The sequence below is a fragment of the Bradyrhizobium sp. HKCCYLRH1030 genome, assembly GCF_051168395.1.
Taxonomy (GTDB): Bacteria; Pseudomonadota; Alphaproteobacteria; order Rhizobiales; family Xanthobacteraceae; genus Bradyrhizobium.
Window position 1 is genome coordinate 262,639 of the sequence record NZ_JBNPUY010000011.1, and the last position, 17,919, is coordinate 280,557.

Sequence of the window (17,919 nt, forward strand, 5' to 3'; positions counted from 1 at the left end):
ACCGATGAAGCGCATGAGCCTCGCCAGTCTTACCGTCGCCGTCGCGGGCGGCATCCTTGCGGCGCAGGCCGCAGCCGAGACGGCAGCTGCTGACGACATCTTCGCGTGCTACAAGACCGCCCCCGCGGCCGAGCCGGACTGGACGGCGATCGCGCGCGACTACGGGCACAAGCGCCTGAAACAAGGCTGCGGGCAGCAGTGGCCCGTCGCCGCCACGCCGTACCCGCAGCGGGCGTCGGCCGCAGCCGTAGCGCTGGCGGTGAAGACGGCGCCCGGGCCCCAGCCGGTCAGCGACTTCATCTGGTTCGTGCGCAAGGACTTCGCCGATGTGGACATGTTCGGCAAGCCGCAGTCCAATGAGAAGGCGACGGGTGCGGAATTGTCCTGGGCGCGCAACAACACGGCCGCCGACACGATCTGGCAGGTCAATGGACTGGTCGGTCTCGCCTACAGCTATCTCAACGAAGACTACTCGCGCTTCATCGGTGCCAGCCTGGCGTCCTATGTGAAGGTCGATAAGGAAGCGCATTCCGCCGCGGCAAGCGACGACAGCCGGGATGCGATCACCGTCGGCGGCAGCGCCGAGGTCGGATTCATCAACCCGATCGGTGGCGCCGACTATGTCCGCGGCAGCTGGCTCGAAACCCGCGATGGTATTCTGAACCGAACCACTGGGCAGGCCAAGCTCGAATGGATGCCGATGTATCTGCGCGTGAACCGGCAGATTCCGGGCACGTTCGTGACCACCAATTTCCGTCCCGACCTCAAGGTGCAATATGACGAGCGCCAGGGCGGTGTCGTACCGATCGGCTTCTCCGGTCTCGGCCGCTCGCTGCGCATCGGCCCCGAAGCGACGTTTCTGTTCCGCGTTGCGGACTTCGGCACCGCGCTGCCGGCCTGGGCCGAGCCGCTCGCCGGCCTGAGCGGCGCCGTCACCTATCACTGGTGGCGCGAGGTCTATTCCGGGCAGAGCGGTAGCTGGCTCGACAGCACGATCAAATACGACATCAACCCGAACGTCGCGCTCGCCTTCTCCTATCAGAAGGGGCGCAACGAGGAGACGGCCAAGCGAACGGACCTGTACAAGCTCTCGCTCAATTTCAAGACCTGTGCCGCCTTCGCTGGCTTCTCGGGCGGACGCTGCACCGCCGACAAGGACTGAGCTGGCAGTCATGACCGGGTTCTGGAAGCTCTACGGCTTCACGACGGAGGGAGATGATATGGACAAGGCCATCGATGGTTTCGTTCAGGTGCTGAGCTTCGTGCTCGCCTCATCCTCGACCGCAGCGCTGCTGGCGGTCGGACTGATCCTGCTGCTCATCACCACGGTGTTCGCCTGCATCGCGCTCAGGTCAAAACCGGAAGAGGTCACCCCGTTCTTCAAGGCGGCGTTCTTCCTTTGCCTGGTTGGTGGCATCCTGTTCTCCGCGGCCGGTCCGTCGCTGGCGCTGTTCTACGTGTCGCAGGATCCGATTCGCAGGAAGTCGGTCAATGAAGCGATCGACGATCTCGCCAGCAACAGACGTGTGCGCTATGTCATCCGCATGATCTCGCGCAGCCCCTCCGATGCCGCCCTCGGCATCGACGCGCTGACCCAGCTCGGTCCGCCCCGGCAGAAGTATTCCTTCGTCGCCGACTACGAGGAGTTGAAGGGTCATACGGTCAAGGAAGCGCTCGACCTGTTCGGCATCGGCTACGTCGCCGGATACCGTGTATCAGTCGTGATCTTTCCCCTGCAGATCGATCTCTATCCGGCCAATGCGCGGGGTCTTTTGCAGGTCGTCAGCAATGTCGAGGCTGGGGTTGCGCCGGAGGATCGCTTTCTCAAGCCCGGCAAGCTTCACGACGCGGAGCTCAAGGAGTTCGGCGACACCGGCATTCAGACCTACCGTATCGACAACTTCAAGCCGTTCTACCCGCACTATTGCGAGCTGGCGCAGACCTTCTTCTGCGGGCACTACGCCGCCAAGGAGCTCGTCGGCGGCCTCTACCGCGATTGGCATCCGCTCGGCTTCTCGCAGAAGAATCCACCGACCCAACCCTGCACCATTCCCAAGGAGAAGTTCTGCGCCTTCTCGGACTGGGACAAGGTGCGGCAGGACTTCAAGGGCCACTTCGGTGTTCGCGCGTTCCTCATCGAAAATCTCGAGATTGGCAAGATCCCTGGCCGCATGCTGTTCGACTTCCAGGATCCGCAGCGCGACAGGATTCCCGAGTTGGGGCTTCCACCAGCGTCTGACTGACCCACGCTTGTCAGCGAAGGAAGCCTATGGAGGTTAGTTTCCGAGCGGTTTCTGCATGCCGTCGTAGCAGTAGGCGAAGCGCCAAAGTTACGATCCGGTCGCGGTGACGAGCATGAAGAGCCCGCCTTCATTTGAGCGCTTGTAGTCTTTCGTTGCCGGCTTCAGGTGCCGGAAATAGGGGGCGGATTTGGCCGGCATAGGTTCGATTCCACCCAAGGCTCGCGATATCATGACCCCCGCGCGCTACCATCAAGGATACCAGCAGAGGGGGCGGATACCAACAAAACGGGCGGACGCCGGCGACGGGCAGACGGCGGTCGATCTTTGATTTTGAGGGGGAAACGAACGTCGGCGGATGCGGGCGAACGCCCAAATGGTGCCCCTGGCCGATAGTCCACTAGACAAGCAAGCATTTGAATATAAAGTATTTTCCGGTACCAATTATTCTCGATACCAACAGAAATACCAACAAGATGACACCCGGTATAGCGGGCATGAAAAACTGCGGGCCCCGACGCGCACTCGCGCGCCAGCGGCGGGCTTAGGGAGTTTGGGACGGAGTTGGTCAGCGACCCTGCGCCGCTGCGCCCTGGCGGCCCGGGTATGGGCAAAGGCGGTGGTGATGAAGGCGGAGACGACGCGGCGCCCGCTTTTGCTGGCATGCGCCAGCACGTTGCCCATGAGTGCACACGGCAGCGCTGCCAAGTGACATTGAGCACCCTGCTGACTGCGGCCTTGATGACCTCGTGAGCGTCCGAGATCACCAGCTTGACGCCGCGAAGCCCCCGGCGGGCGAGCTTGCGCAGGAACGCAGTCCAGAACGTCTCGGTCTCGGACGGGCCGATGTCTATGCCGAGCACGTCGCGCCCTCGTCGGCGGGGAGATCTACGACAAGAGCCTGCCCCCGCGAAGGCGGGGGTGAAAGCCTTTCTCAGCCGTCCGGTCGACGGCGATTGACCCTATTTGTGGGATGGACGGCTCCGGGAGGCTCGGGAACTAGCTTCCCTTGCACAGCTTGGGGATGCGCAGCTCGACCTTGCCGACCCGGGTTTCCGAGCTCCGCTCGCGTAGCTGTAGCGCTGCGCCAGCCACTCGGCGCTCTTCTTGCCATAGGCCGCGCCCGTCAGATCGCCGACCTCCATCTCCATCAGCCGCTGGGCGACAAATCCGATCATCTCGCGCAGGACATCGGCATCGGGGCCTTCTCCACGAGCGCACGACGGTGCATCATCTTTTCGATCATCGGTGGTCCCCGGAAAAAGGTTGGGGTCAGCACTCCGACCCTACCGGGCAATCGCCGGTGACCACTGCAAACCCGTCCGCCCGCTACGGCGCTATTTGAGGGCGAGCGTGCGGACAGGTTTGCTATACCGAGCTACACCACCTCCGCGGACACGACCACTGCCCGCGATTCAACGCGCGGCAGCACGGCGTGATATTCATCAATGCTGTCGAGGTCGATGAGTGTCTTGCCTCCCATTTTGTACGCCCTGATCCGCCCCTGCGCGATCAGTTCATAGGCCTTTGTTTTGCCGAATTTGCCATAACGGCAGCCTTCCTTGAACTCGACGAGACGGCGCTGCTTGATGTTGTCGTTATCGGTTTTGCCAATTGAGGTGCCTTGATCGAGTGGATTCGACGCTTGAACAGGAAAATTGATTCTGACCACGTTGCAGATGCTCCACTCCTGGAGGGCTTTGCGCGATATCGATGTGAGTAATCGTGCACGCGCGTCGCAGGCAGGGACGCTCGTGACTGCTTGAAGTTCGCAGCGCCTTCTGCCTTGCGGAATGCAGTCAATTTGCCTCCGTACGAATTTGGAAGAGCGACAATGCTTCGATGTGTGCTTCGGATACGGTGGCGTAGAATTAAGTCATTTTGGCCCTTTGCAACGACCTCGAACACAAGCGGGGCCGGCGAGTTGACCCCGCAGAATTCGTCCGGACACGGCCGACTACATATGGTGTCGCTCGCCGGAGGCTCTCGCGTTAGGGGCTCCCGCTTCGCGGCATCGCTGTCACTGCCCCGAACGCGGGTGCCTTGTTAACCGGTCTCGCGACTGCACTCGGCCCCGGGTCCCACCGCTGGCGCAGTGACCGCCATGCCGACCCTCCTACGGGTGCCTTCTCTGCCTTCGCTCCGCTCCGGCTGATACTTAGAGCGTGCCGCAGCTACCGTCCTGGCGGGAAAGCAGGTCGCTATCGTGGTCCCGACGACGGTGTTGGCTCGGCAGCATGTGGAGACGTTCCGCAAGCGCTTTGCGACGCTCGGCATTGAGGTCGGAAATCTGCCGCGGGTCGCCTCGACGGCCGAGGAGCGCAAGGTGCGAGAGGGACAGAGAAGCGGTGAGCTCAAGGTCGTGGTTGGGACGCTTTCGCTCGCATCGAAGGAGATCAATTGTGCCGATCTGGGGCTCGTCATCTGCTCTCAAGGGCGATCGAGACGGAATGTCCGCTCTCTGGATTCCGGAGCTGAACCTGCCGATCGCGGAGCTTCTTCCCTCAGATTATGTGCAGTCTCAAGCAGTCAGGCTCGATATCTACGCGCGCGCCGCTCGATGCCGGACCGATGATGAGCTGGAGGAGCTGCAGGACGAAACGCAGCGCCGCTTCGGACCGCTGCCGCCGGCGGCAAGCAACTTTTTCGCAATTGCCACGCTCAGGATGAGTTGCAGAGAGTGCGGGATCATGCCTCTCTTGACGTGAGGCCGGAAGCGATTGCGGCAATGCTGCTGCCGGGGGACGGATCCGGAGGTCGTGCTCACGGTTGCTGCAGCGATGGCATTTGGGTCATCATGCCGGGCGGAGCAGCGCGCCTGTCTTGCAAAAGAATCGAACAGTTTTTGGATCTGCTGGATGAATAGCGGTTGCCACTACGGCATCTCTGATGCTCGGTATTGAGACAAACCGCGCTCGACGCGCCCGTAACGAAGCTGGATGGAAATCTTCCTTTGCAAGGTATCGATCCGTCTCTTTGAAGGACGATCTCCCCGGTACCGGCGGGCAAATCGGCTAGATGGCCAAATTGAAATGGATGGGGAGGAGATCTAGGCCTCCGGCCAACTCCCAGCAATTGCCCGAGCTCACAGCGGGATAGCGATGATGGGCCTTCCAGCAGAGCTCCCTATCATGACGCAATTGTTCTTGTCAGCTCACCAAAGGAGGCGTTTGATCCTGCCGACGCAGCTGCTGGGGGCATGATGATGGTCAATGCGCTCATCGTTCGCGAGACCCACCTTCCGCAATCACCAAACGGGCGTGCAGCGCAATACGTTCGCATGTCGACGGACTATCAGCGCTACTCCATCCAGAATCAGGCTGCAGTGATTGCGGCCTATGCTCACGCCCACGGGCTTTCGATCGTCAAGACCTATGCGGATCATGGCGAGAGCGGTCTCAAGATCAAGAACAGGCCGGGGCTCGCCAAGCTGATCGAAGACGTCAGCAACAGGCGGGCCGACTTTGACCATATCCTGGTCTATGACATCAGCCGGTGGGGGCGCTTTCAGGATGTCGACGAAGCCGCACATTATGAGTTCATCTGCAAGCAGGCAGGGATCAGGGTCAGCTATTGCGCTGAGCAGTTCGACAATGACGGCAGCATGCTGTCCAACATCGTGAAGAACCTGAAGAGGGTTATGGCCGCGGAATATAGTCGCGAGCTCTCGCAAAAGGTTCACGCCGGTTCATGCAGGTTTGCGCGGATGGGATTCGCGCTGGGTGGCCAAACGATGTTCGGCCTTCAGCGTGTACTCGTCGACGAGAAGCTGCAGCAGAAAAAGGTGTTGGTCAGGGGAGACCGAAAGTACCTGATGACCGATCACGTCAGGCTGCGGCCGGGCGAAATGAATGATCGTGCTGCGATCGCGTGGATCTTCAGACGCTTTATCGAGTTGCGATCCGAAACAGCGATTGCCCGCGAACTCAACGACCGGGGGGCGCCCACCGCCAACGGCCGAGTCTGGAATCGGGCGATGGTGGGCAGGATTCTGCGCAACGAGAACTATCTGGGAAACATCGTCTACAATCGTCGTTCTCGCAGGCTCGGCGGTGTCTCGGTTTACAACCCGCCAGAGGATTGGGTTCGTGGCGAAGCCGCCCTTGAGCCGACTATCGATCAAGATCTCTTCCGGCAGGTGCAAAAGATCATAGCGGAACGGCGGGTCGACCTTTCCGAGGAGGAAATGCTGCTCCGGTTGCGACAGACACTGAAGAAGAAGGGGTGCCTCAGCCCCTCGATCATCAATTCAACTATTGGTCTGCCGTGCTGCAAGACATACTTGGATCACTTCGGGTCTCTCAGAAGGGCATATGAACTGGTCGGATATACGTCAAGCCGGCGCTGCGACTATTTCGATGTGCGACGCACCTGGTCAAGCGACCTCGTGACGCTATCGTCGCGCATCTGCGAGGAGATAAAAAGGAAGTCGAGGATCAGTGTCCGCTTCGGCAAAGTCAGAGGATACGTCTATTCTGCTCCGGAACACCATCTGGTCGTCGGGTCCAAGTGCCATCTCTTTTTCCGAATAGCCTTTTGGACCGCAGCATGTCGGCGAAGTGTTTCTCCATTTTGGACAGTATCTTGCCGGCACCTGCCGGAGGGATTGATCATTGCCATCCGACTTGGCGAGCGCAACGGATCGATTCTGGATTATGTTGTTCTCCCGACCGTCGCTAACGCCAGTCTGACGATCAGATTTCAGGAGCAGGGACGCGTGGATCATGGCGTCTTGTACTTCAAGACAGAGGGCGCCCTGGCTCGTGCAGTTGCTCGTCTCGTCACCACGCGGAACCATACCGGGCGAACACGGCCGCAAGCGCTGATCCGAGCACTGAAAGAAACCCCAACCAACGAACAGGGCGCCGGCCGGCGGCGTCGATAGAACGAAGATAAAGATACGCTCCGAGCAGCGGCCCATAGTTTCGTCGGAAGTCGCCGTTCAGTTTCGAAATATGAACGAGGTCAGACTTCGGACCTGAGTAGTCAGCCATTGCTGTCTCCCTTAGTTGAGTCAGCACCCTATGAACCACTGATTTGCCCGTCGGCGCAAGACAGAAATTCTGTTTTTTCGAATTTGATCCGGCGTGCGCACGAGGGCCGGGGTCACCGTTTCAGGCAGGAGGGCCGGATTTGGTATGGAGGTTCGTCGTAAGCGGGGCGAGCAGACCACGGCGGCGGGATCTGCGGCAATACCTGCTCGCGTCCAGTATTGGCGCATGGCCTCGACGGCGGCCGGAATATCCGCGTGGGCATTACGCAGGAATCCTTGCCTTCGCGGCCTTTCTTGGTCGGTCCAAAGAGCGGTCGGCCGTGGTCATCGACTGAGTGCAGGAGGATCGGTAGCAGCAGGCCGTGGTTGATGTCGGCGAGATTGAGGAGCCGCGCCCAGGCGGGCATCCTGAGCTGCATCGCCGCGTAGAATCCTCGGCACCAGGGGCGCGCGTCGCCGTTGGCCTTGCGCCGATGCACGGGCCTGAACTTGTCGGGCGCGGCCGAGAGCGTGTCGCTTATGTGGTTGTGCCGCATGGCGCCGGCGGAGATGGCGGCGAACTCCTGCGTGCCGCCGTGATTGAACGCGTCGGCGCCGATAGCGAGCAACGGGCAGATCCAGTCAGGTGGATCGAGCAGAATAGGGGACAGACTGCGTTTTTCTCTCCCAGCGATCAAAAATCAGTTCAAGCCGCTTTGACCCGGCTAAAACTTTACACATACCCCACTATGTTTATCATGCCAGCTTTTGGCATCCTTTTCCTTACGTTTACAATCCCGTTCTGATATATTTACACGCAAGCGTTTGCCGTCGCAAAAAATATCAGCGCAACACTCCTTCTCCGGTGCATTAAGCTTGCAATTTACTGCCAACGCTTTTCCGCCGGTCGCGAGAGTGGCAAGCACCCCTACGGCCAATACCATCATCCTCGTATTCATGGCTATAGTCCCTCGTTGTGGCGCTGGCGGCGGTGTCGCCCCAGGTAGAACATATTTGCCGGAAGCCATCACAGGTTGCAAGGCCTCTGCGCCCCTCCAAGGCGCGCCTCTGCCCACCCCGGAAGCGACTGGCGCGCCAATGCACACCAAGTTGCTGGCCGTTCGACAGAATAAGTAAGGCGGAACGTATCGCAAATCCGCACATGCCATGTTCAATGGCCCGTCGACCAGTGCATTGGTCTCCCTCATACTGCGGCTCGAGGTACTTGCCAGGGAGCGCAACACAGCGGCCTTGATCCATCCCATCGCAGTCATGGGAGGATGAAACTGGGCGATTGATCGACGCCGGGTCTGCCCGCGAATCCTGACTGTCCCGCGGCCCGGAAATTGCCCGGATATTCACCTCGAGACATGCGGAATGTAAGTAACCGGCATGAGCGTCCACGTAGGCAGCAATCAGCCAGTACGGGCGTAGCGGGTCGGCATCCAGTACTGGCGCATGGCTTCGACAACCGCCGGGATATCGGTATGGGCGTTGCGCAGAAATTCCTTGGTCTCCCGGCCTTTCCTTGCCGGTCCGAGCAGCGGACGGCCCTGATCGTCAACACAGTGCAGCAGGATGGGTAGCAGCAGGCCGTGGTTGATGTTGCGGGTGTCGAGCAGTGGTGCCCAAGCCGGTAGTCGCGGCTGCATGGCGGCGTGGAATCCCCGGCACCAGGGACGCGCATCGACGTCGCCGTTCGGCTTGCGCGGATGGATCGGCTCGAACTGCTTCGGGTTGGTCGAGAGGGTATTGCTGATGGCGTTGTGGCGCTGCACGACGGCGGAGATCGCCGCGAACTCCGCCGTGCCGCCGTGGTTGAAGGCGTCGGCGTCGATGGCAAGTAGTGGACAGATCCAATCGAGCGGACTGATCGACACCGGCCCGGCCACGATCGCGGCAACGTAGCCGTCCAGCATCGGCAGGCTGATGACGACAGGACGCCGCTCGGCGCGGTCCTGCAGCCATCGATCGAGTTCCGCGAGCGACATAGTGGCGGCCGTGGTCGAGGACGAAGCCGAATGGCGACGCCGGCTCATGCGGCCACCTGCGCGGTGCGTGCGTGGGCAGCCTTCCAGTTTCAGGCCAGCAGTTCGTGCAACTGGTGGCTTTTAGTCCGCCCGGAAACGATGCGCTCCAGCACGTCGGCCAGATAGGCCTGCGGATCGAGTTCGTGGAGCTTTGCCGTGTTGACGAGCGAGGCCAGGATCGCCCAGCTCTCGGCGCCGCCTTCGCTGCCGCTGAACAATGAGTTGCGGCGGCCCATTGCAGTCGGGCGCATGGAACGCTCGACCGTATTGGTATCGACCTCGACGCGGCCGTCGCGGAGAAACAGCGTCAGCCCGTCCCAGTGATTGAGCACATAATTGATGGCCTCCACCAGCTTCGACTGGGAGAACAGCTGGCCGACCATTGCCGTCAGCCGTGTCCTGAGCGCCTCCATCAATGGTGCGGTCCTGGTGCGGCGGGCCGCAAGCCGCTGTTCGGCGCCGCTGCCGCGGATCTCGGCCTCGATGGCGTAGACTGCCTGCAGGCGCTCGATCACTTCGCGAGCGAACGGCGACTGCATCGTCTTGTACACCTCGACGAATTTGCGTCGGGCATGGGCGAGACAAAAAGCCAGTTGGATCGCACCGCCATGACCGCGGGCGAGCGCTTTGTAGGCGGCATAGCCATCCACCTGCAGAATGCCCGGGAAGCTGGTCAGCTGCCCGGCGATCTCCTTGGTGCCGCGGCCATCGGCAAACACATAGGCGACCGCCGGCGGCGATGGGCCGCCCCATGGGCGATCATCCATCGCATGCGCCCAGAACTGGCAGATACGGGTGCGATGTCGTCCGGGATCGAGCACCGGCATCGGCGTCTCGTCGCAGAACAGCCGCGGCGAAGCCTGGATCGTCCGCAGCTGAAGCTCGTAAAGGCTCTTGAGCCACCATGCCGCACGCTTCACCCAGCCGGCAAGCGTTGCGCGGTCGAGATGAATGCCCTGACCGGCCAGGATCTGCACCTGCCGGTACAGCGGCAGATACCAGGCAAACTTCGACACCACCACGTGGGTCACCAGCGCCGTCGAGGCCATGCCGCCCTCGATCAGACGCGGCAGCACCTTCGCCTGGACCACTCCGTCAGTGCAGCCGCGGCAGCCATATTTGAGACGGATCGTGCGTAGCACGCGCAGGATCGCCGGAATTACGTCCAGCACCTCGCTCACGTCCTCGCCGATCCGGTGCAGAACGTCCTGGCAGCACGGACACGCTGTCGTGTCCGGCTCGAGCACCTGCTCGCAGCGCGGCAGATGCTTGGGCAGCGCGCCGATGTTGCGCCTTGCCTTCTTGCACGGCTTCCCAGCCGGCTTCGTCGCAGGCACATCGTCGTTGGCTGGCGCAGGTGGTGTGACGCCGGTCGCGAGATCGTCCAGTTCGAGCGCGAGCTGCTCGGCCACGATCGCCGCCAGCCGCTCCGAGCGCTTGCCGAAGATCATCTCCTTGAGCGTCTGCATCGCCACACGCAGCTTCTCGTTCTGGGCGTCGAGCGCGAGCGCCATCTCGGTCAGAGCCGCTGCGTCGGTCGGGAGAGCTTCGGGGCGAATCGCCATGATCGAACGATATATCCACGCATCACAGGCTCCAGCAAAATCGTTGCCTCTCAGCCGACAACGGCCGGCTGCTTCACAGGCTTGGGTGAAACACGCGTCCACTCGAGCCCGTCGAGTAGCATCGCGAGTTGTGTGGCGCTCAGATGCACCACTCCGTCGCGGATTGGCGGCCAAGTGAAGTGTCCCTGGTGCAACCACTTCGTCACCAGAACCATACCGCTGCCATCCCATGCCAGAAGCTTCACTCTGTCCGCGCGCTTGCTGCGGAACACGAAGACGTCGCCGCAATATGGGTTCGCGCGCAGTGCTTCGCTCACCAACGCCGACAGCGTGTGCACCGACTTACGAAAGTCGACTGGCTGTGCCGCCAGCACCACCTTGAGGTCGGGCCGTAAGGCAATCAACGGATGCCCCGAAGCGCCGATAGCACCGTGGAAAGCGTCGCCAGCTCCACTCCCGGCTCAACCCGGATGCGTGCCCCTCTCACCTCGATCTCGATCACCCCGCCAGGCTTGCCTGGGGGCAGTGCCATCTGCAGCGGCACCTCCTTATGCGTAGAAGCCAGCCGGTCCGGCTCGTCTGCCGTCGCCTGACCGCTCTCGGAAGTGATCCGGACCGGCACGAAGCCTTGTGCCTGAGGGACCGCTGCCGTCGCAAACTTGTGCCGCCAAACCGTGAGCAGCCCACGGACAACGCCATGGCGCCGAGCGACCTCGGAGATATTGGCCCCTTCCTCGAAGCTCTCCGCCACGATCCGAGCCTTCTCCTCAGCCGTCCACTGCCGTCGCCGACGATGCCCCGTGATCACCTCGATGCGACGATAGCAGCCGCCTTCCTGCCTGGCATCAAGCATGGCTTCATGCATGGCTTCTGACATAGTCCACCTCCAAAAAGCAGTTCATGCCAGGATCTATCGCAGCTCAGTCGCGCGATGCCCAGGTGGGGGACTCATGCCGGTTACGGCTCGTCGGCTGGCCGGGCCGGCAGAGCAGGTGGATTGTTGGAAACCTCCGGTAACATGATGACACGAATGGTAACCTCAGATAATTTGGTATCTGGGGGTGGTTCATGCGTCAGGTGTTGTCTCGCGTAACGATCGCGGTCGCGTTGGGTTGCTGCCCAGCGTTTCCAGCTTTGGCGACCGATCTTTGGCAGTTCGATTTTACGTCCTCGCGCGGCGGCGGGCAGTTTCTGATCAACCCGGCCAATTTCGTCATTCCGGTATCAGCTGGCTCGCCGTCCACGTTCAATGTGGTCGGGGCGAATATCACGATCGATGCAGGAGGCGTGCTGGGGACCGCTCACTACACGTTGGGGAGCTTGTCTGGGACGAACTGTACGCCGGCGGAGTGTCGCGTGATTTTCTCCGTCCCGGACGTTGTTCCCGGGTTTGGCACCTACGATGTCTTGCTGCAGCTGAATTTCGAGCGGATCTGGGTGAATTGGTCTACGCCCAGTCAGCAACAGATTCAGATGTGGCTGAGCACCAATCCCACGGCAACGTTCAACTGGAACGATGTGGCTACGGCGACGCGGACGGTGGTTTCCGTCGCGCCCGGATGGCTTGCCACACCCATCAATTCCGATTGGAACACGGCAGCGAATTGGACTGTCGGATCGGTCCCCCTTGCGACAGACACCGCCCGGTTCGGCGCCTCGACTGTCACCGCAATCGACGTCAGGCAGGCAACGCAGGTGGCTGGTTTGAGCTTTCTGAGCGGCGCACCGGCCTATACATTCAACGTGACGGGCAATTCCGGCGGCGCCGCGTCGCTGGTGATCAGCGGGGCAGGGATTGACGATCAGTCCGGCAATCGCCCGAGCTTCATGGTGTCAGGAATCTCTGGCAATCTAGGTACGCTCCAGTTTGCCAATTCGGCGACGGCGGGTGACGCGGTCATCACCACGGGCGCCTTCGGAGTCACGCGCTTTACCGACACCAGTAGCGGCGGCACCGCTCAGCTCGTGACCAATCTCGGCGGCTCTGTCGACATTTCTGGGCTGACATCCAGCGGGATAAGCGTTGGATCAATTGCTGGCGCCGGCAACTTTATTCTCGGCTCGAAAACCTTGGCGACCGGACTGTCGAATACGGACACCGAGGTTTCGGGTGTCATATCGGGGGCCGGTGGCAGTCTGACGAAGGTTGGAGGTGGCGCGCTGATCTTGTCCGGCAACAACACCTATTCAGGAGGGACCCAGCTGAACGCCGGCTCTTTGGTCATTGCCAACAATAACGCCTTGGGCAGCGGCACGCTCAATATGGCGAACGGAACGAGCCTCTCTTTCGCGAACACGGCCGACTTTGCAATCGGCAATGCGATTCAGCTCACGGGGAGTGGACATTTTGCGGCGCCGGCAGGCACGACGCAGACCATCCAGGGGACGATCTCGGATGGAGGTTCTGCTGGAACGGTGGTGTTCGACGGCGTCGGAACGATGGTGCTGGCTGCTGCCAACGCCTACACCGGGGGAACGGTTGTCAACGCGGGGACCTTGCGGCTTTCGGGCAGCGGTACGCTCGGTGCGGCTAGCGGATCAACGACGGTCGCAGGCGGAATCCTCGACCTTGGCGGGACCACTCAGACGCAAAATGGAGGTTTCTTTCTGACGGGTGGGTTGGTCAGAAATGGTGTGATCGCATCCAATACAGACTTTGTCGTTCAATCCGGCACTGCAAACCTCGATCTCAGCGGTGCCGGCGGTCTCACGAAAACGGGCTCGGGTACGTTCGTCCTCGCGGGGACGGCCAGCTACACCGGAGCAACGAATATCAACGGCGGCGTTTTCCAGGTGGACGGAGCGCTCACTGGGACGTCGGCAGTCAACCTGAATTCCGGGATGATAACCGGCACCGGGACAATTGATCCCCTGACGGTCAGCATCAATAGTGGCACCGTCCTCGCGCCCGGAAACGGTACAGCCGGGAGTTCGATGGCGATCGTGGGGAATCTCGCATTTCAATCTGGCGCGATCTATCTCATTCAGCTCAATCCGACAGCCTCGAGTTTCGCCAGTATCAGCGGCACGCTGACGGCGGGCGGGGCAACGGTCGAGGCAATCTTTGCTGCGGGCAGCTACGTCGCCAAGCGCTATACGATCTTGACCGCCGGTGGCGGCGTCAGCGGGACGTTTGCCTCCTTGGCGAATACCAATCTCCCGGCTGGTTTCAAATCCGCCCTCAGCTATGACGCAAATGCTGCTTATCTCGACCTATCGCTTGATTTCGTTCCGGCAAGCGCGCCGAACTACGGTGGCGGCCTGTCCGCGAACCAGCGGAATGTTGCCAACGCACTGACGCGGTTCTTCGATACGACGGGCAGTATTCCGCTCGTGTTTGGCACACTTTCGCCTTCGGGACTGACCCAAGTATCGGGAGAGCTCGCGTCAGCTCCGCAGCAGGCCACGTTCAATGCGATGGGGCAGTTTGTCAGCCTGCTCGGGGATCACGGTCAGGCCGGGCGCGACGGCGTTGGCGAAGTTGCCCCGCTGGCCTATGCCGAGGCTGGCAGGACACCGAGCCGGCCGGCGGGGAACGCGTTTGCGTCGATGAGCAGGCAACCAGAATCGCTCGAGCCGCGCTGGAGTGTTTGGGTTGACGGATTTGGCGGGTCGCAGTCGACGGATGGAAGCGCTGGGGCCGGATCAGCTCGCTCCACCAGCCGCATCTACGGCACTGCGGTCGGGGCAGACTATTTGTTGACGCCGGCCACGGTCGCGGGATTCGCTCTCGCGGGTGGCGGCACAGGTCTTAGTGTCAACGCCCTCGGAACAGGGAGATCTGATCTGTTTCAGGCTGGCGCCTATGTTCGACACGTCCAAGGGCCGGCCTATCTGAGCGCCGCCCTGGCTTACGGTTGGCAGGATGTAACGACAGATCGCACCATAGCCGGTGTCGATCGGTTGAAGGCGTCGTTCAAAGCGAACGCCTATTCCGGACGCGTTGAAGCCGGCTATCGTCTGTCGGTGCCCTTGATCCGCAATTTCAGTCTGACGCCCTATGCAGCAGGCCAGGCCGCCCATCTTGATCTGCCCCAATACGCCGAGCAGTCGGTCGCTGGCGCCTCGGTATTCGCCCTGAGCTATTCCGCCAAGCGGGTGACAGATTATCGGACCGAAATAGGACTTCGGACCGGCTTGTCCTTGGGGGACAAGGATGGCGTGCTCAACTGGCGAGGCCGTATCGCGTGGGCTCATGACTTCAACCCGGATCGCAGCGTCGCTGCAACTTTCCAATCGCTGCCGGGGGCAAGCTTTACCGTCAGCGGCGCGCAGCCGGCGCCGGACGCTGCGTTGACCACTCTGGGTCTCGAACGACATTGGAGCAATGGCTGGACCGCGGCTGCCACCCTCGATGGAGAGTTCTCGAGCACCACACGTTCCTATTCCGGTAGAGCCTCCATGCGCTATGTCTGGTGACCGCGATTTCGCAAGAATCGATGAGAATCATCACGAGCGGCGGGATCATCGGGAACGAGTGGGACAGAGTCATATCTCTGCGGAAGCTCACGATCCTTCGAATAGGGGTCGTGCTTGGCTCGCCTCGAGATGAAAATCGGGCGCGCCATTTAGTCATTCCGACGCAGATTCCTCGATGGGTCCGTCGATCAGGAGGGGCGCGCATTCGCACGATGACGGCGAGGGCTCAAGCGGCACTCACTTGACAAATCGGGGCATGAAAGAACAAAAATAGAACGGGGTGGCCGCACCGTCAAGAGAGCCCAATGCCCACCCTCACCTCAGAAGGCTTGAAGGGCTGAACCGCGCTACGCTGCGCAACAGAAGGCATGAAAAGAGCGCCCCGGATGAAGCCGCAAGTTCTTCCTGTCTATTACTATCTCGATCATTTCACGGAGATGCTCGGCTTCGTGAAGAAGACTTACGGTGCTGTCCTGACCCCGGAGCACCATGTCTTCATCGAGCAATTTGACGGTCTTCCCAGGGATGCACAATGCCTTCTTGTCCGCATGGTCAATCGGCGGGGAGCGATCTTCAATCGCACGCTCTTCAAATATCCAGAGATTGCAGATGTTGAAGCCGCGGCTCGGCATCTGCTTGCCAGCGCCCATGCTCGTGTTCTGCAGGTCGACGATTACGCCGCTTTCGTAACATGCTTGCCCAAAGACACCCTTGTGACGGCGGCGCATGCATCCGGAAGATCCGATATTCGTAAATCCTGGTCGAAGTCCAAGCTCATCGAATACTTTCTCGCCAATGTTCCTTTTGAGGTCGCTGCTCAGCATTGTGGCGGGAAAAACTTCATCGCGCTTCACAACACGAGGCCGATCGAATTTCTGCTCTATCTCTATTTTGGCAAGACGGAGCGGGATCTCAAGACCTTCGCGCTACGCGATCTCGGCATCATGCGCACCAACAGTGCGACCTCGTTCAGTGCACGCTTTGCGGATGGCGATGAAGCCCACGCCTGCTTTCACTATAGTAGCCTGCTCGACCAACTCGAAACCGAAGCCGAGGCGATCTATCGCCAGGGAGTGGTCGACCTGCTCGGCGGACCGCCAGGTCCGACAGATTACGCTCAGGATCTGAGAAGCCGCGCGGCCTTCAAGCTTGGCCAGTTCTTCGAGAAGGGCGCCGATACTGCGCTCGCGCTTCAACTTTATCGTGCCGGTTCGTCCCCCGAATGCCGCGAGCGCCTCGTGCGCCTTCACTACAGTCTGGGCGCGAAAAGCGAATCTGAAGCGCTTCTGCGCCGGATCATTGATGATCCGGCGAGCGACGAAGAGCACGTTTTTGCGGTCGACTTCTATGCGCGCAAGTTTGGCGGTCAGCGAACGGGGCTTTGCACCGAACTCCTGCGCTCGGGGCGCGTCGTCGCGGTCGACGACACACATCGGGGCAACCCGGAGGCCGGTGTCGCTGGGGTCATGCGCCGTCAGGGCAGTCAGGTATACTTTGCCGAGAACGCATTGTGGCACACCCTGTTCGGCCTTCTGTTCTGGGACGAGCTGTTCGAATCCGGTCAATTGCACAGCGGCTTCGACTGGGTCCCTCAATGTCTCAAAGATCGCACGTTCATCCGATTGTTCAAGGCCCAGGTGGACGTGAAGCTTGCCGCCGTCCGATCGGGTGATGCCCTTCCGCTGATCCTGCGTGCGCTCGCTGCGCGCTGGGGGCGGCCCAATGGCATCTTCAACTGGGATCGCTTTCAGATCGAGGCTGTCCGTACGCTTCTCGATCACGCCAGCCCTCACGGGGTTGCCGCGATCTTGCACGCGATGTGCGAGGATTTCCGCGCTATGCGCGACGGATTCCCTGATCTGATGCTGCTTCGCGATGGCGCGGTCTCATTCGTGGAGATCAAGGCAGAGGGTGACGTCATCCGCCGCAATCAGCTCACCCGCCTGCGGCAACTGCAATCAGCCGGGCTCCAGGCCGAGATCTGCAGGGTCGAGTTTTGCTTCGACCCCGGGCAGGATTACATTGTTGTCGATATCGAGACGACCGGGAGCTGGGCCTCTGGCGACCGCATAACCGAGATTGGCGCGGTCAAGATCCGCAATCATCAGGTTGTCGATGAGTGGCACTCACTGCTCAATCCTCAGCGTCCCATTCCTGCAAATATCACCCGGCTCACGGGCATCACAAACGAGATGGTTCGCGATGCTCCGGTTTTCGCATCTGTTGCAGACAGCTTTCTCGAATTCATGGGTGACGGCGTCTTCGTCGCGCACAACGTCAATTTCGACTATGGCTTTATCGCTTACGAGTTCAGCCGTCTCGATCGAAAGTTCCGCTTTCCAAAGCTTTGCACCTGCGCCGGAATGCGACGGCGATATCCCGGCCATAAGTCCTACGGGCTCGGAAATCTGTGCCAGATCTACGACATCGAACTCGAGAGCCATCATCGCGCACTCTGCGATGCGAAGGCTGCCGGCCAGCTGCTCAATCTGATCAACAGGAAGCGCGAAAGTGAGGGCCCGCTGGCGGAGGAACAGGCCGCTTAAAGATGCGGCGCTGTCCCCAGAGAGGCAATACACGCCTACAGCTCATCATCCCGGTGGACGTCAAACGGCGATGTCCTCCCGGAAGCTCCGGAGGGAATTCATGAGCCGTCCGCCCTGGATGGGCGTGAAGCTCGTTGAGAGCAAGAG

General features: G+C 60.9%; 12 protein-coding genes and 2 pseudogenes. 7 read left to right on the forward strand and 7 right to left on the reverse strand.

Annotated elements, in window-relative coordinates; translation table 11 throughout:
* The first annotated feature begins 4 nt into the window (after positions 1-4).
* Entirely contained in the window at positions 5-1,162 is a 1,158-nt protein-coding gene (locus ACQR1E_RS28630) for a hypothetical protein (RefSeq protein WP_434897866.1), read from the forward strand.
* A 10-nt stretch (positions 1,163-1,172) separates the two neighbouring features.
* On the forward strand, positions 1,173-2,243 hold the full coding sequence (locus tag ACQR1E_RS28635; RefSeq protein WP_434897867.1) for a hypothetical protein: 1,071 nt from the start codon (positions 1,173-1,175) through the stop codon (positions 2,241-2,243).
* Positions 2,244-2,774: 531 nt separating this feature from the next.
* Here ACQR1E_RS28635 and ACQR1E_RS28640 read toward each other — a convergent pair.
* Both ACQR1E_RS28640 and ACQR1E_RS28645 read right to left on the reverse strand, forming a co-directional pair.
* Positions 2,775-3,486, reverse strand: a pseudogene (locus ACQR1E_RS28640) (transposase); the annotation flags it as partial.
* A 132-nt stretch (positions 3,487-3,618) separates the two neighbouring features.
* Positions 3,619-3,912, reverse strand: a complete 294-nt coding sequence (locus ACQR1E_RS28645; RefSeq protein ID WP_316160999.1) for an excisionase family DNA-binding protein — start codon at positions 3,910-3,912, stop codon at positions 3,619-3,621.
* A gap of 567 nt (positions 3,913-4,479) precedes the next feature.
* On the opposite strand from ACQR1E_RS28645, the pseudogene ACQR1E_RS28650 reads away from it, so the two are divergent.
* From ACQR1E_RS28650 to ACQR1E_RS28660, 3 genes and pseudogenes are all read left to right on the forward strand, one after another.
* A pseudogene (locus ACQR1E_RS28650) lies at positions 4,480-4,602 on the forward strand (hypothetical protein); the annotation flags it as partial.
* An 88-nt stretch (positions 4,603-4,690) separates the two neighbouring features.
* Positions 4,691-4,948 carry a TRCF domain-containing protein gene (locus ACQR1E_RS28655; protein ID WP_316170804.1) on the forward strand — a complete coding sequence of 86 codons (258 nt, stop codon included), beginning with the start codon at positions 4,691-4,693 and terminating at the stop codon, positions 4,946-4,948.
* 491 nt (positions 4,949-5,439) lie between these two features.
* Complete coding sequence (locus ACQR1E_RS28660) at positions 5,440-7,125, forward strand: recombinase family protein (RefSeq protein WP_316187182.1); 1,686 nt, start codon at positions 5,440-5,442, stop codon at positions 7,123-7,125.
* 221 nt (positions 7,126-7,346) lie between these two features.
* On the opposite strand, the gene ACQR1E_RS28665 is transcribed toward ACQR1E_RS28660, so the two are convergent.
* From ACQR1E_RS28665 to tnpA, 5 genes are all read right to left on the reverse strand, one after another.
* Positions 7,347-7,841, reverse strand: coding sequence for a UPF0149 family protein (locus tag ACQR1E_RS28665; RefSeq protein ID WP_316170806.1), 495 nt, complete (start codon positions 7,839-7,841; stop codon positions 7,347-7,349).
* A gap of 786 nt (positions 7,842-8,627) precedes the next feature.
* Positions 8,628-9,251: a UPF0149 family protein gene (locus ACQR1E_RS28670; protein ID WP_316192228.1), complete on the reverse strand. Its 624-nt coding sequence runs from the start codon at positions 9,249-9,251 to the stop codon at positions 8,628-8,630.
* Positions 9,252-9,292: 41 nt separating this feature from the next.
* Complete coding sequence (tnpC, locus tag ACQR1E_RS28675) at positions 9,293-10,807, reverse strand: IS66 family transposase (protein ID WP_316170819.1); 1,515 nt, start codon at positions 10,805-10,807, stop codon at positions 9,293-9,295.
* 50 nt (positions 10,808-10,857) lie between these two features.
* Positions 10,858-11,211 (reverse strand): IS66 family insertion sequence element accessory protein TnpB, encoded by a 354-nt coding sequence (gene tnpB / locus ACQR1E_RS28680; RefSeq protein WP_315773810.1) that lies wholly within the window; start codon positions 11,209-11,211, stop codon positions 10,858-10,860.
* The gene (tnpA, locus tag ACQR1E_RS28685; protein WP_410051294.1) at positions 11,208-11,684 is read right to left on the reverse strand and encodes an IS66-like element accessory protein TnpA; all 477 of its coding nucleotides are present in this window, start codon (positions 11,682-11,684) and stop codon (positions 11,208-11,210) included. The genes tnpB and tnpA overlap by 4 nt, the downstream gene beginning before the upstream one ends.
* 191 nt (positions 11,685-11,875) lie before the next feature.
* Between tnpA and ACQR1E_RS28690 the strand changes: the two genes are divergently transcribed.
* Positions 11,876-15,226, forward strand: a complete 3,351-nt coding sequence (locus ACQR1E_RS28690) for an autotransporter outer membrane beta-barrel domain-containing protein (RefSeq protein WP_434885789.1) — start codon at positions 11,876-11,878, stop codon at positions 15,224-15,226.
* Positions 15,227-15,612: 386 nt separating this feature from the next.
* Complete coding sequence (locus tag ACQR1E_RS28695; RefSeq protein WP_316187180.1) at positions 15,613-17,772, forward strand: exonuclease domain-containing protein; 2,160 nt, start codon at positions 15,613-15,615, stop codon at positions 17,770-17,772.
* The last annotated feature ends 147 nt before the right edge of the window (positions 17,773-17,919 follow it).